Genomic DNA, 13,366 nt, shown 5'->3' on the forward strand with positions numbered 1-13,366 from the left:
GCGACGTATACGATGATGATTTCGGACACGTGACGCGTCCGGCCGACATCCTTGGTCCGCCCCCAAGAACTTTAGTGTTCAGCAAGCCAGCGGGACGATGCCGACAACCTGCGAGGCACGCACGAGATCGGGTAATGAGCGGGCGTTCATCTTTCGCATGACAGAAGCTCGGTGAACCTTTACCGTAATCTCGCTGATGCCAAGGCTCGCTGCGATGCGCTTGTTGAGCGAGCCGGCCACGACGCGAACGAAGACCTCGAGTTCGCGAGGCGTCAGCGTCTTGAACGTGTCGAATGCCTCGTTGCGCGCCCGCACTTGCTCGCGCCTTTGTGAATCTGTGCTCAGCGCGTTCATGACCGTATCGATAACTTGCTGTTCGGCGATTGGCTTTGTCAGAAAGTCGACGGCGCCTGCTTTCATGGCCGTGACGCAAGCTTGCATATCGGTATGCCCGCTCATGAAAATGATCGGCATCTGAAGCGCGGCGTGCTGGCGATGCAGAAACATCAGCCCACTTTCTCCACGCAGCCTCACATCCAGCAGCAGACAGGACGGCGTATCCTCAATGACCGAGGTCTTGAACTCCGCGGTCCCTTCGAATGAGCGAATACGCAGTCCGACCGAGCGAAGAAGCGAATCGAGCGACGCGCGGATCAAGGCATCGTCATCGATGATGTAAACGATGGGTGAAGCGCCATCGGCGAACAGTTTCTCTGACATGGCAGTGATGGGAAAAGTTACGGCATGGCACATGAATCATAGATGTCACACGTCTTGGCGGATGGTTCAGTTGTGCCCACGTAATGGTCGATTTCCGCCAAGTACGCTATTCGCATGTCTCGCTAGTGTCGGGGCTTGCGTCTTGCTAGCTGGCTTCCTCGTCGAGGATCCGTCGCGCGGAGTCGGAGATCATGACGACCGCACCTGCGAGCATGAGCACGTCCTTGAGCACCAGCCGCCCCGCGCCCGATAGGTATGGGAATCCATAGTTGGCATCGCCGAGGTTGGGTACCCAGGCTTCAGGTGTAGTGATCAGGAACGATAGCGTGACAATGGGCGTGAGGAACGCGAGGACGCTGCCAATAAGGCCGAGCTTGTTCGAGAAGAGGTACGACAGTACCAGCAGACCGATGGTGATCTCCACCACGCCGAGGCCTGTAGCGAACGTGTAGGTGTGGTTGGCGACCTGCCATGCCCGTTGCACGGGGTCCAGTTGGCCTTCATGCGTCAGATGCGCGTGATACTCCGCCGGGTGGGCGTAGAAGAACGACATGAACGGACTGTTGGCCACGAATGGCGTGATGCTGTCCGCCTCATACGGCACGAACTTCAGTGCGCCGATCCACAGGAAGATGATGGCAACGCCGAATCGAAGCATGGTGATGCCAATACGATCGAGCCGGCTGGCAAGGGACAGGATGTTGAACTGCTTACTTTGGGAATTCACGGGATTCTCCTTCGTGGAACGACTTGATGCGAGCAAAATGGTCTGTGCGCATTGTTGCCGGTTCCACTGAAGGGGCTATGGGTAGGAAGGCAGCGGTTTTACAAATTAGAACTACATCAGACGATGTTTGTTTTTATCTATGCTTATAGGATTTCTAGATTTATTTGTAGATAGAAATAAAAATTGTTCTTTTGATTAATCGTATATATACAAAAGTATAAACATTGAAGGATTGATCGATGCATGTCGTCGTCGTAGGGGCCGGAATCGCCGGCGTCGTCACCGCCCTGACGCTCGCTCGTGAGGGGGCTACCGTAGAGATCATCGATGCGGCGCCGACTGCTGCCGCGGGCGCGAGCTTCGCGAACGCCGGGCTGGTGTCGCCGGGCCACTGCTTCAGCTGGGCCGAGCCCGGCGTCGCTGGCGCCGCGCTCAAATCCCTGCTGGGCCTTGGGGATGGCATCAGCATCTGTCCGCCATGGACGCCGTCCTTGCTCCGTTGGGCGGGCCTCTTTATGCGCGAGGGTACCCGTGACCGTTGGATTGCCAACTCGAAGGCTGCTCTGAACCTGGCGGCGTACTCACGCGATCTGCAGTTTGGGGCGGGCGTAGTGCCGCTCGAGGCTTACGGTGGACGGCAGGCCGGCATCCTGTACCTGTATGGTGAAAACGATCGGCCCGGCCCCTACGACGAGGAGCTGCTTAGAACTGCCGGCGAGCCGTTCGAGAGCCTGGATCACAACGAACTCCTGACCCGCGAACCGCTACTGAGCAAGGCCACGGTGAAGTTCGCGAGAGCCGTGTTTTGTCCAAACGACGGTACCGGTGATGCCGCTCGCTACACGGCCGCCGCCCTCGAGCAGGCGATCCATCTCGGGGCCAAGGTCCATTTCGGAGAGAAGGTACGCAAGCTTGACGTCAAGGGTTCGTCCATCGCGGGTGTCGAGACCGACCGAGGCCACTACAAGGCAGACGCAGTGGTAATGGCTGCAGGCTTGTCTTCACGGCATCTGCTGGCGTCACTGGGCTACGCGCTCCCCATCTTTCCTGTCACTGGCTACTCGATTTCGTATCGCGGAGCCAGATCTTCGCGGCCGCGTGTTGGCGCGGTGTCGATTCCTCACAAGGTCGCGTGGGCTTCCTTTGGCGAGGAGACCGTGCGGTTCACCGGCTTTGCCGATATCGGGATTCCGGGCTCAACAAAAGTGGAGACACGATTTCAGGCCCTGGAAGCATTTGCGCATGGGGTGTACGACGAGATCCGGGGCGTGACCCCGGACAGATGGGTGGGACAGAGGCCGATGACACCGGACAACTTGCCGTTCCTGGGTGCGTCACGGCATTCGAACCTGTGGCTCAACTGCGGTCATGGTGCGATGGGCTGGACGATGGCGTGCGGCTCGGCGCGTATCGTGAGCGACCTCATTCTTGGGCGAGAAGCGGCGATCGATCTGGAGCCCTACGGCTGGGCTCGCTATGGTCTGCTTTGGCGCTCCTGACTTTTCGTCAGCAGCGCATCTGACTATGCATCGCGTCAAGCCGCCAACGCCCACTGGGCCGCATGCGTAGCATGCAACGCCGTCGTATCGAATAACGGCATACCATCGACGTGTTGCGGCTGGACCAGCAAGGAAATCTCGGTGCAGCCAAGGATGACAGCCTCCGCGCCAGCGTCCTTGAGCCGCTGGATGATCGACAGGTAAATGTCGCGCGAGTCCTCCTTGATGATGCCCTGGCAGAGCTCGTCGTAGATGATTCGGTGTAGGGCTTCGCGGTCATCGGCATCGGGGGTCGAGCGCATGCTTCTGTTCGAGACGCCCTCGATAAAAATCCTGTTCCATCGTGAAGCGGGTGCCCAGCAGTCCGACACGCATGTGGCCGGCGCCCTTGATCGCTTCCGCTGTTGGATCGGCGATATGCAGCAATGGGATGCCGACTGCGGTCTCGATGGCCGATGCGACCTTGTGCATGGTGTTCGTGCAAAGCACGAGACCGTCTGCCCCGGCGCCTTCAAGTCGTACCGCCACGTCCGCTAGCATGGCGCCGGCCTCATCCCAGCGGCCGGCATGCTGCAGCCTCTCGATCTCTTCGAAGTTGACGCTATACAGAATGATGCGAGCGGAGTGCAAGCCGCCACGTTGCGCCTTGACGGTTTCGTTGATCTGGCGATAGTAAGGAACAGTCGATTCCCAACTCATTCCGCCAATCAGACCTAAAGTTTTCATTGTGTTATTTGGGTTCAATGCCAGTAGCCTTGATCACATGATGCACCAACAATCAGGCTTTTCGCCCATGCACAACGAACGCTTTGGTAGGTAGACGGATGATGCCGTGGGCATCAGCGTAGCTTTGAAACGCCTCGGCGAGAGCCTTGTGCATGGCAACGGTTTCGTGAGTAACTAGTGCGGAATAGCCGGGGAAACCTTTAAACATCGGATCGCACTCGCGCACCACGTCGGCAGAAGAGAACGGACACCATTCGGCCGTCGCAACCTGAACCTCGACGCCGACAAGGCCCGCCTCTCGAGCGCTGGCTGTCAGTGAGTTTTCGGAGAATAACGGAAACAGGTCTGCTGGCCACAGTTCCCTCTCCGGAAACGTGTTCCGGAATGCGCGTCGCATGACATGCGCAGGCGAGCAGTCGTCGCCGTGTGTCCACATCGCAAGCGCGATCTGGCCACCGCGACGGGTGACCCGAGCCATTTCGGCAATGCCTTGCCGCCACGCGGCAAAGGCAAGGACACCGAAGATGGAGATCGAGATATCGAATTGCGCATCAGGAATAGTGAGCGCGCGAAAGTCTTCGATCTGCGCTCGGCTTCCCTGAAAGGGAAGCAGCCGCTCCGCGGCGCGCTTCACCATTGCAGCGCTAACGTCGGTCGCCGTTACGAAGGCGCCTCGCTCCGCGGCAGCAACTGCAAGCCCACCCGTGCCGGCCGCGATGTCGATAACGGACCGATTGGCGATTGCTCCAAGTCCATCGAGAACCCGCAGGGCAAAAGGCTGCGTCGTTCGCTCCCCCATGCGCTCATAAAGAGAGGTTCCAGAATCGGCTGCGAACTGAGTCATCCCACGTCATCCTTCCCGCACCAGAATTCGGGGCAGAAAGGCCTGAACAATAACCCTTGTGACTGCGCGCCTGGATCGGTTGATTAGCCGATACTGGTGGCGGACATGGCCATCACTCCTTCTGGGCGTGTGTGGGCTGACGGCGCATTTATCGCGGTTTCGGCTCTGGGCCTGGGCGAAAAAAAAAACCGCACCCGTGGTGCGGCTTCTTTTGAAACGCTACCCACCACGTCAGCTCGGCTCAGATTCCCGTTTTGCGGGTGCGACGCTCGTCTGAAAACGGTCGCGCGCAGTCTTGAGGTGGGACGTGCCAGTGCGGATAACTTCTTGAGACACCGAGTCTTTCCCCGAAGCTTCAACGCCAGCACCATGGCGAGCCAAGACCGCAGCAACGTCCTTCAGGGCTTGTGCAGGCGGCAATACCGGTTTGGTCTTCGTGCTCATAGCGTGATGCCTCGTTTCTCCAAGTGCGCCATCAGTATACTCCACGACACGCTCCCCGGCGCGAGGTCGAAGAAGACCGTCATCGATCGGCCGAATTTACGCCAGTGCTCGGCCCCGCCAGGTTCCAGGAACAATTCCGTCAACGTCCGGCAGTGTGCCAATTTCGGCGGAAGCTGAGCGATATCTATCGGTTCAAGGTCCGCGTCGAAGCCGATCAGTGGCCAAGCGTAGTAACCCATGTGCCCGCCGGCGGGCCCGGCTGCCCGGCAGCCGACACATTGGATGCCTAGTCGGCGAATTTCACGCAGCTCTATCGCAAGGCTTCGGGTGCCGAAACCCTGGCGCTGAGCATCCCTCTTTAGACAGAATGCTTCGTTCCACATCAGATAAAGCCGTCCGTCATCGGGGTCCTGCCAAAGGATCCGAATCATCGGTTGTTCGAGCAGGGGATGCACAGCGCTAAAAACAAAGGCGTTGCCTTCTTTGTCGTGCGTGACGGAAATCGTGCTGTTATCGAATGCGCCGACCATCCAGGGAATCCGTCGCCGTGGAATGGGCAAGGCCCGTGCAGTGGCCTCGTCCATGATCACTGTCGATGCGCCGTTGAAGTGCCTGCGTGTCAAATGATCCGTGCGTCGAGAGCGGGGATGCTTGATTCCTTTGGTTCGTAGCCACACGCGCCAGGTGAGTACACAGGCAATCGCGGCGACGGCGATACGAGCAAAGCGCATGATCGTGTTTCATTGGTCAGAACTCAGGCGCGAGATGGTAGCAACGCCGAGGCCATGAGCATTTGCGCTTCGTCATAAAGCCGGTGCGATCGTGGGTCGGCTTCATGCAATTGGAAACTCAGCGTGCGCGAAGCTCTGCTCGCGAACCGCCGTCTCCAAAGAAAAGGCCCCGCGAGTGGTGAAACACTCCGGGGCCGTGGTCAGCAGATTAGGCTCGCCACGGAATGCGTCATTCCGTGGCGACAGCTAGCACTGTCAGACCAGCACTTCCGGCTCGATCTGGATGTTCGTCTCGCCTGCTGCCTTCTTTTCCCAGTAGCGCTTGACCCACGATTCGAAGGACTTGCCGGCGGCGGTGTCCTTGCCCGTGAAGGCGATCGCGCCGATGTCGGCGTAAGGCACCACCTGCTTGTCCTGCGAGCCGGTGGGGATGATCCGCACGAAGGAGTCTTTGAAGGACGCCACTGCGCGGCGGTCGTACAGGTAACCCGCGACGCTCGCGCCCGACTTCAGCGTGAGCGTGACGTCGCCACGGTAGTCGAACGCCTTTTCCATCGCCTCGCGCACGTCGGCCTCGGATTCCAGCACCGGCGACCAGCCTTGCAGCTTCTCGTGGACGGTACCGGCCGCGGTTTCCATCTCGTCGGGGGCAACCACAGCGGCTGCCGCAACAGGCGCCGGTGCAGCTACATCCTCGGTGGACTTGGTCCGCGGCATGAACGTAATCGGCGCCTCATGCTTCGCAGGCTTCCAGGTGGCGAGCATGTCCTTGGCTTCCGCGTCGTCGTAGCGGTCGAACAGCATCGCCTTCACGGTCTGGAACAGGCCCTTGACCGAGCCGAACGTGTAGTTCACGCCGCTGGCCTCATAGCCCGAGTGCACCATGCAATTGGCGCACTTCGGGTTGCCGCTCTCGGTACCGTAGTCGGACCACTTCACGCTTTCCATCAGCTCGTCGAACGTGTCGGCGTAGCCGTCCTGCAGCAGGTAGCACGGCTTCTGCCAGCCGAAGATGCTGTAGGTGGGCATGCCCCACGGTGTGCAGGTGAGCTGCTTCTTGCCCATGAGGAATTCCATGAACATCGGCGAAGCATTGAAACGCCAGCTCTTCTTGCGGTTCGACAGGATCGCGCGGAACAGCTTCTTCGAGCGCGCGCGGCCCAGAAAGTGCTTCTGGTCGGGCGCCTTGTCGTAGGTGTATCCCGGCGACACCATCATGCTTTCCACGCCGGCTTCCATCATTTCGTCGAAATGCAGGCGCACGCTGTTCGGATCCGCGCCGTCGAACAGCGTCGTGTTGGTCGTGACGCGGAAGCCCGCCGCCACGGCGGCGCGCACGCCTTCCATCGCGATGTCATAACCGCCTTCGCGGCAGACCGAGAAGTCGTGATGATCGCGCTGACCGTCCACGTGCACGGAGAACGACAGATACTTGCTCGGCTTGAACTCGTGCAGGTGCTTGGTCAGCAGCAGCGCGTTCGTGCACATGTACACGTACTTCTTGCGCGCCACCAGGCCGGCGACGATCTCGGGCATCCGCGGATGCAGCAGCGGCTCGCCGCCGGGAATCGCCACCATGGGCGTGCCCGCTTCCTCGACTGCCTTGAAGCATTCTTCCGGCGTCAGTTCCGTCTTCAGGACGTGCGCCGGGTACTGAATCTTTCCGCAGCCGGCACATGCCAGGTTGCAGCGCATGAGCGGCTCGAGCATGAGGACGAGGGGGTAACGACGCCGCCGCATCAGCTTTTGCTTCAGGACGTAGGTAGCTACCGTCCATGCCTGTGAAATTGGCACTGCCATGCTGAACTTCTCCTCGATAAACGTATTGCGCCCACAAAAGACCTCAATTTGGTGCTTTATAAGGCTCTTTTGTGGCGACCATTGCGCGGAATGATCTCACAGACCGAGAAGATTTGCTCCCCTTGGGGGGAACGCATGGGAGTGACCTGAGGCGCCGAGTACCCATGACCCGATTCACACAGCCGGAAATCCCAGCATGCGCGTGAAGTCCTGCACGGGCTGTCGCGGCATTCTGGTTTGGTTCACCGGTGCCTCGGCATCCCCGTAACCCATGGAAATACCGAACGCGGTGATCTCCTCATCGGGCATGTGCAGATACGACGCGATCTGGTCGTGGAATTGCGCGAACGCGACCTGCGGGCAGGTATCGATGCCACGGGCTTTTGCCGCGATCATCAGGTTCTGTGCGAACAGTCCGATGTCGATCCAGCTATGCGGCTTCAGGCGGCGGTCGATGCTGATGATGAGGCCCACGGGCGCGCCGAAGAACGAGAAGTTCTTTTCGGTCTGCCGCATGCGTGCAGGGGTGTCGTTGCGGTCGATGCCCAGTGAGGCGTAGTAGCGCGCGCCAAAGTCCATCAGCCGTGTACGAAAGCCATCCGGCAACGGGTCGGGGAAGTGCGCAGGGGCTGGCGCGCTGCCGGCGCGGAACGCGGTGACCAGAATATCGGCCAGTTCGTCCTTGATCGCGCCGGTGACCACGTACACGCGCCACGGCTGGATATTGGCCCCGCTTGGCGCGGTGGAAGCTTCCTCCAGGATCTGCTCCACGACCGCCCTGTCCAATGGCGTCGGTTTGAACGCGCGGACCGACCGGCGGGTACCCACCACGGTGGCAACGCATTGTGCTATCGCGTGCTGATCCATGGATTACTCCTGCGGGGCTTCGTGGTAGGAAATTCGCCCCGACGGCAGGAAGAACAGTGCGATCACCGCGCCGCCTTTCGCTTCCGGATAGTGATGACTACCCGGTGCCGGCGCGGTCCATCCTTCACCGCGCCAGCCGCTCGGTCCGTTCAGGACGGCGCCCGCATTGAGGGGAATGACCATGTTGAACTCGCCATAGGGATGTCCGTGGTATTGCCCGCGGAAGCGCTGGTCCGCATGCCCCTGCTGGTTGCCGGTGCTATCCATATAGACCGCCGTGATGCTGAAATGCAGCGTACGCGCGGAAGGCTCCGCGATGCGACTGCGTCGATAGGTCGCGCCCTCGATCTCGATATTGGCCGCCCAGCCATCCTCCACGCCCTTTCTGATCAGGCGGGACAAGGTCTGGTAAAGCTCGCTGTCGGGCCCGTACTTCTCGTTGAGCCAACGCTCGATGTCGCTGCTGGTGGTGATGTCCTTCACTTCTTCGAGGAAGGGGATGCAGCGCTCGATCAGCGCTTCGCGATCGTTGATAAGGCTTTCGGTTGTCATGGCGTCGGTGGCAGGGGATTGATGCGTGCAATCTTGCGCCGCCAACGAATTGAATGGAATTGATGTCTATGCAACCGCATAATGCATGTCATTCAATTCACGGAGGGCGATCATGAGCATCGGCCGCACGGACTTGAACCTGTTGAAGGTGTTCGAGGCTGTCTACGAAGAGCGCAACCTGATTCTGGCGGGCAAACGCCTGCACCTGACCCAATCCGCGGTCAGCCATGCGCTGCGAAGGCTGCGAGAGCTGGTTGGCGACGAGTTGTTCGTCCGCACGGGAAAGGGCATGGAGCCCACCGGCCGCGCCATGGCCATGGCGCCGAGCCTGCTGGACTCACTGCGCCGCATTCAGGATGCGCTGGGCGTGGAGCCATTCAGCGCGGAGCAATCGCGCCGACGATTCGTGATCGCGGCCAACGATCATGTGACGGAGGTCATCATCGCGCCGCTGTCGCGCGAGCTGCTGCAGGTTGCGCCCGCGGTCGATCTCGTCATTCGGCCTTCAACGCGGCTGGATCTGGCCGAGCAGATCGATCTGGGCCGCATCGATCTGGCCATCGGCATTTTCTCGCAGGTGCCACCGCGCTTCAGCTCGCGCGACCTGATGTCGCAGGGAGAGTCCATCCTGATGCGCAAGGGACATCCCGCATCGCGCAGGGAACTCAGGCTCGAGGACCTCGCAAAGTATCCACTGGTCACGCTGTCCGTGGGAGGACATGAAGAGGGTGCGGTCGGCGGCTTTATCGTCGAGCGTGGCCTTGCGCGCCAGTCGGAGATGTTCGATCGACAGGCGTTGGAGCGCGCGCTACTCGCGTCGCAGGAGCCACCGCGCGTAAGAGTGACCGTGCCCCATTCGCTCGCCATTCCAGCGCTGCTGCGCGATACCGACATGCTGGCGATCGTGCCGGCCTCGCTGGCAAGGGCGCTTGCCGACAGCGGGGACTTGATCAGCCGCCCATCGCCCTATGCAGCCGAGGGCGAGACGATGCGCGCGGTCTGGCATGGCCGCGACGACCACGACATGGGCCACACGTGGTTGCGCGAGCTGATTGCGAAGACGGCGCGAGCTGTCGAGCAGACGCTCAGATAACGTACAAGTGCTCGTACAGAATGACGGAGCCGATGACGATAAGCACGACGCCACCAGCGGCCTCCGCCCATCGACCGAGTGCTGGCCCCACGAGGCGGCCGACCAGCACACCGATCGTCACCATCAGCGTGGTCGCCAGGCCAATCGCGATGGCGGCAACGACGATGTTGACATCGACGAACGCCAGCCCGGCACCCACCGCCATCGCATCGATGCTGGTCGCGAAGCCGGTAATCGCCAGGGCCCAGAACGAGTGGGAGTCGGGCTTTTCCTCTTCGACCGCACCGGTCTGGAAGCCCGCCCAGATCATGCGGAGCCCCAACACCAGTAGAAGGGTGAAGGCTATCCAATGATCCCACTCGGTGACATATTCCTGCGCGGCGCGACCGAGGCCCCAGCCAATCACTGGCGTGGCCGCTTCAATCGTGCCAAAGATCAGGCCGGCCTTGATGGCCTCGCGGTAGTCGGGCTTATGTAAGGCCGCACCTTTGCCAATCGCCGCGGCAAACGCGTCCGTCGCCATGGCAAAGGCGAGAAAGATAATCGAAAGGAAACTCATGTTTGACGTGGCGCGTTCAATCGCGCGCGGGGCCGGCGTAACGAAGAAACCAATGACTTCACGACCCACCACCAGCCCCGGTGAAATGAGCGCAAAGTCAAAGGTCTCGCGTGCCAGGCAAAGGCCGTTGGCGCCATGGTAAGCATTACCAAGCATGTTGACGCCAACGCTTTTCTAAAGAGAAAAGTCGCTACTCCCCTAAGACGCGTCGATGGTAGCACGGATCATTTCATGACCCATCAGTCCAGCGAGATGCGGTTCGCACGGATGACCTTGCCCCACGTCTCCCGATCCGTCGCCACATAGCGGTCGATTTCCGCCTGAGTGCGCGGGGACTGGACGACCAGTCCGAGCGCGGCGAAGGTGGCGCGGAACTGTGCATCGCCAAGAACTTGCGACGCTGCGGACTGCAGGCGCGTCACCACGTCGGGCGGCGTGTGCGCCGGTACCGCGAGCCCGAACCAGGTGGCGGCATGGAAGTCGGGATAGCCGCTTTCGGCCATGGTCGGCACATTGGGCAATACCTCGAGCCGCGTGCGGGATGTCACCGCAAGCGCCTTGAGCTTGCCCGCGCGGATGTGCGGTAGCGAGGTGCTGACGACATCGACCATCAACTGCACGTCGTTGGCCAGCAGCGCGGACAGCGCTGGCGCGCTGCCGTTGTAAGGCACGTGCGTCAATTCGATGCCGAGCTCGGTCTTGAGCATCTCGGTGGCGAGCTGCAACGGATTGCCGAGACCCACCGACGAATAGTTGAGCTTGCCGCCGGCCGCTTTCGCGTAGCTGGCGAAATCGCGCGTGCCGGACGCTGGCACCTGGTTGTTGGTCACGATCACCAGCGGGACTTCGGTGCCGATCAGGAATACCTTGAAGTCCTTGGGATCGTAGCCAGTGCGCTTGTAAAGCATCGGGTTGAGCACCATGCTCGCGCTCGAGGCCATGATCATCGTGTAGCCGTCCGCGGGCGCGCGCGCGACGCTCTGCGTGCCGACCATTGTATTGGCGCCGGGGCGATTCTCCACCACCACGGTCTGCTTCAGTTCGCGTGACATGCCTTCCGCCAGCGCGCGACCGAACTGATCGGTCGACCCTCCAGGCGTGTAGGGCACCACCAGCTTGATCGGTCGCTCCGGAAATGCGCCGGCGTGGGCGAAAGCGATGGTGGCGACGCTGGTGGCGACGGCGGTGGCGGCGATGATGCAGCACGCGCGAAATGCATCGGCCGCTGCGGTGCGAAACAGTGATCGTGGCATGTTGTCTCCTGATTTTTTTGTTTGTCAGACGCGGCGGGTCCGTCCTGCCCAGTGCTGATCGCGCAGCCGGCGCTTGGCGAGCTTGCCGGTCTCATCGCGCGGCAGGTGCGAGGCGATCTCGATCGTGCGCGGCACCTTGAAGCCGGAAAGCCGCGCGCGCAGCCATTCGGTGACGACCGCCGGATCGATCTCGGCATCGGGCATCGGCTCGATCACGCCATGCAGCCGCTCGCCATACTCGTCGTCGGGCACGCCGAAGACCGCGCAATCGGCAACACCGGGGTAGCGCACCAGCTGATGCTCGATTTCGGCCGGATAGATGTTCACGCCGCCCGAGATCACCATATCGGAGGCCCGATCGCAGATGAACAGATACCCATCGGCATCGACATAGCCCATATCGCCGAGCGAGATCAGGCCATCGCGGTCGATCGCGCGACGGGCCGCGTCGTTGTTCAGGTAGGTAAAGTCCGGATACGCCGGCTGGCGTACGTAGACAAGCCCCACCTCGCCGGGCGCGCAGGCATTGCCATCGACGTCGAGGATGCGCAACTGCGCCGCATCGATCGGCCGCCCCGCGGTGCCGGGCCTGGCCGCGGCATCGGCAGGCGTGGCCACTGTCACCATGCCGGCCTCGCTCGATGCGTAAGTCTCGTGAATCACGGGGCCGAGCCAGTCGAGCATCGCCCGCTTGATCTCGGGCGCGCACGGCGAACCGGTAGACGCGACGAAGCGTATCGAAGAGAGGTCATAGCGTGCGCGAACCTCTTGTGGCAGCTTGAGCAGGCGCACATACATGATCGGTACGAGGTAGAGCACATCGATGCGATGCTGCTCGACCAGCGCGAGTACCTGCTCGGCGTCGAAGCGCGTGGTCAGAACCAGCCGCTCGGCCATCTGCAGCGCCTGCTGGATAAACACGCCTGGCGCGCTGTGATAGAGCGGTGCGGACATCAGCGCGCGGCAACCGGGCACGATGCCGAACGATTGCGCCACCACCGAACGCATGCGCGCGAGCTGACTATCCGCGTCACCAAGCGGTACCGGATTGCGTATTACCCCCTTGGGCCGACCCGTGGTGCCCGAGGTGTAGGCGAGATGGGCGCGTGGCGCCACGCGGGGGCCATCGTAGGGCGGCTGTGCGGAGAGCCATGGCTCGTACTCGATCGCATCGGCGTCGGTGCCGCCGATCGCGAAGACCGCCACGCCCGGCGGCACCGCGGCGCGCACCGATTCAAGCAGGTCCGCATGCACGAGCAGAACGCGTGCGCCGCTGTCCTCGAGCACGAAGCGTACTTCCGCAATCGTGAAGTGCCAGTTGATGGGGCAGTAGTAAATGCCGGCGATGCGGCAGGCAGCGGCCACGTCGGCGAATACGGGATCGTTGCGCAGCAGGAGCGCCACCACGTCGCCTTCCACCAGCCCCAGCTGGCGCCATCCGCCGGCGAGACGCTCGCCGCGCGCGACGATGTCATGTCCGGTGCGATGCAGCGATTCGAACCATAGATCGGCAGGCATGCGCTTGTCTCCGTTGTGCCGGTCTGACGCCGA

The 13,366-nt window shown here is 61.4% G+C and carries 12 protein-coding genes, 1 pseudogene and 1 riboswitch; of the genes and pseudogenes, 2 read left to right on the forward strand and 11 right to left on the reverse strand.

Annotation, left to right across the window (positions count from 1 at the left end; genetic code table 11):
• Positions 1 to 78 precede the first annotated feature (78 nt).
• Positions 79 to 720: a response regulator transcription factor gene (locus LDO41_RS11125; protein WP_223987366.1), complete on the reverse strand. Its 642-nt coding sequence runs from the start codon at positions 718 to 720 to the stop codon at positions 79 to 81.
• A 145-nt stretch (positions 721 to 865) separates the two neighbouring features.
• Complete coding sequence (gene rclC, locus LDO41_RS11130; RefSeq protein WP_223987369.1) at positions 866 to 1,447, reverse strand: reactive chlorine resistance membrane protein RclC; 582 nt, start codon at positions 1,445 to 1,447, stop codon at positions 866 to 868.
• 239 nt (positions 1,448 to 1,686) lie between these two features.
• Here rclC and LDO41_RS11135 point away from each other — a divergent pair, with 239 nt between their 5' ends.
• Positions 1,687 to 2,946: an FAD-dependent oxidoreductase gene (locus LDO41_RS11135; RefSeq protein WP_223987372.1), complete on the forward strand. Its 1,260-nt coding sequence runs from the start codon at positions 1,687 to 1,689 to the stop codon at positions 2,944 to 2,946.
• Between the two features lie 35 nt (positions 2,947 to 2,981).
• On the opposite strand, the pseudogene LDO41_RS11140 reads toward LDO41_RS11135, so the two are convergent.
• From LDO41_RS11140 to LDO41_RS11165, 6 genes and pseudogenes are all read right to left on the reverse strand, one after another.
• Positions 2,982 to 3,672: pseudogene (locus LDO41_RS11140) on the reverse strand (aspartate/glutamate racemase family protein).
• A 52-nt stretch (positions 3,673 to 3,724) separates the two neighbouring features.
• Complete coding sequence (locus tag LDO41_RS11145) at positions 3,725 to 4,516, reverse strand: class I SAM-dependent methyltransferase (RefSeq protein WP_223987375.1); 792 nt, start codon at positions 4,514 to 4,516, stop codon at positions 3,725 to 3,727.
• 440 nt (positions 4,517 to 4,956) lie between these two features.
• Positions 4,957 to 5,691, reverse strand: a complete 735-nt coding sequence (locus tag LDO41_RS11150; protein WP_223987377.1) for a hypothetical protein — start codon at positions 5,689 to 5,691, stop codon at positions 4,957 to 4,959.
• 255 nt (positions 5,692 to 5,946) lie between these two features.
• Positions 5,947 to 7,491, reverse strand: a complete 1,545-nt coding sequence (gene hpnH, locus LDO41_RS11155; RefSeq protein ID WP_223987380.1) for an adenosyl-hopene transferase HpnH — start codon at positions 7,489 to 7,491, stop codon at positions 5,947 to 5,949.
• A gap of 174 nt (positions 7,492 to 7,665) precedes the next feature.
• Positions 7,666 to 8,358 (reverse strand): nitroreductase, encoded by a 693-nt coding sequence (locus LDO41_RS11160; RefSeq protein ID WP_223987383.1) that lies wholly within the window; start codon positions 8,356 to 8,358, stop codon positions 7,666 to 7,668.
• A 3-nt stretch (positions 8,359 to 8,361) separates the two neighbouring features.
• Complete coding sequence (locus LDO41_RS11165) at positions 8,362 to 8,910, reverse strand: 4-hydroxylaminobenzoate lyase (RefSeq protein ID WP_223987386.1); 549 nt, start codon at positions 8,908 to 8,910, stop codon at positions 8,362 to 8,364.
• Between the two features lie 112 nt (positions 8,911 to 9,022).
• On the opposite strand from LDO41_RS11165, the gene LDO41_RS11170 reads away from it, so the two are divergent.
• Positions 9,023 to 10,003 (forward strand): LysR substrate-binding domain-containing protein, encoded by a 981-nt coding sequence (locus tag LDO41_RS11170; protein ID WP_223987389.1) that lies wholly within the window; start codon positions 9,023 to 9,025, stop codon positions 10,001 to 10,003.
• Here LDO41_RS11170 and mntP read toward each other — a convergent pair.
• From mntP to LDO41_RS11185, 3 genes are all read right to left on the reverse strand, one after another.
• Positions 9,996 to 10,562: a manganese efflux pump MntP gene (mntP, locus tag LDO41_RS11175; protein ID WP_223988693.1), complete on the reverse strand. Its 567-nt coding sequence runs from the start codon at positions 10,560 to 10,562 to the stop codon at positions 9,996 to 9,998. The genes LDO41_RS11170 and mntP overlap by 8 nt on opposite strands.
• Positions 10,563 to 10,593: 31 nt before the next feature.
• Positions 10,594 to 10,773, reverse strand: a riboswitch (yybP-ykoY riboswitch).
• Positions 10,774 to 10,801: 28 nt separating this feature from the next.
• Positions 10,802 to 11,815: a Bug family tripartite tricarboxylate transporter substrate binding protein gene (locus tag LDO41_RS11180; protein ID WP_223987392.1), complete on the reverse strand. Its 1,014-nt coding sequence runs from the start codon at positions 11,813 to 11,815 to the stop codon at positions 10,802 to 10,804.
• 24 nt (positions 11,816 to 11,839) lie between these two features.
• Positions 11,840 to 13,333 carry an acyl-CoA synthetase gene (locus LDO41_RS11185; RefSeq protein WP_223987395.1) on the reverse strand — a complete coding sequence of 498 codons (1,494 nt, stop codon included), beginning with the start codon at positions 13,331 to 13,333 and terminating at the stop codon, positions 11,840 to 11,842.
• Between the last annotated feature and the right edge of the window lie 33 nt (positions 13,334 to 13,366).

The organism is Cupriavidus pampae, assembly GCF_914271485.1.
GTDB classification, from domain to species: Bacteria; Pseudomonadota; Gammaproteobacteria; order Burkholderiales; family Burkholderiaceae; genus Cupriavidus; species Cupriavidus pampae.

Coding starts and splice junctions, on each gene's coding strand:
- mntP (WP_223988693.1), bottom strand. CDS start 10,562: ATGAGTTTCCTTTCGATTATCTTTCTCGCCTTTGCCATGGCGACGGAC.
- LDO41_RS11145 (WP_223987375.1), bottom strand. CDS start 4,516: ATGACTCAGTTCGCAGCCGATTCTGGAACCTCTCTTTATGAGCGCATG.
- LDO41_RS11135 (WP_223987372.1), top strand. CDS start 1,687: ATGCATGTCGTCGTCGTAGGGGCCGGAATCGCCGGCGTCGTCACCGCC.
- LDO41_RS11180 (WP_223987392.1), bottom strand. CDS start 11,815: ATGCCACGATCACTGTTTCGCACCGCAGCGGCCGATGCATTTCGCGCG.
- LDO41_RS11150 (WP_223987377.1), bottom strand. CDS start 5,691: ATGCGCTTTGCTCGTATCGCCGTCGCCGCGATTGCCTGTGTACTCACC.
- LDO41_RS11165 (WP_223987386.1), bottom strand. CDS start 8,910: ATGACAACCGAAAGCCTTATCAACGATCGCGAAGCGCTGATCGAGCGC.
- LDO41_RS11125 (WP_223987366.1), bottom strand. CDS start 720: ATGTCAGAGAAACTGTTCGCCGATGGCGCTTCACCCATCGTTTACATC.
- LDO41_RS11160 (WP_223987383.1), bottom strand. CDS start 8,358: ATGGATCAGCACGCGATAGCACAATGCGTTGCCACCGTGGTGGGTACC.
- hpnH (WP_223987380.1), bottom strand. CDS start 7,491: ATGGCAGTGCCAATTTCACAGGCATGGACGGTAGCTACCTACGTCCTG.
- LDO41_RS11185 (WP_223987395.1), bottom strand. CDS start 13,333: ATGCCTGCCGATCTATGGTTCGAATCGCTGCATCGCACCGGACATGAC.
- LDO41_RS11170 (WP_223987389.1), top strand. CDS start 9,023: ATGAGCATCGGCCGCACGGACTTGAACCTGTTGAAGGTGTTCGAGGCT.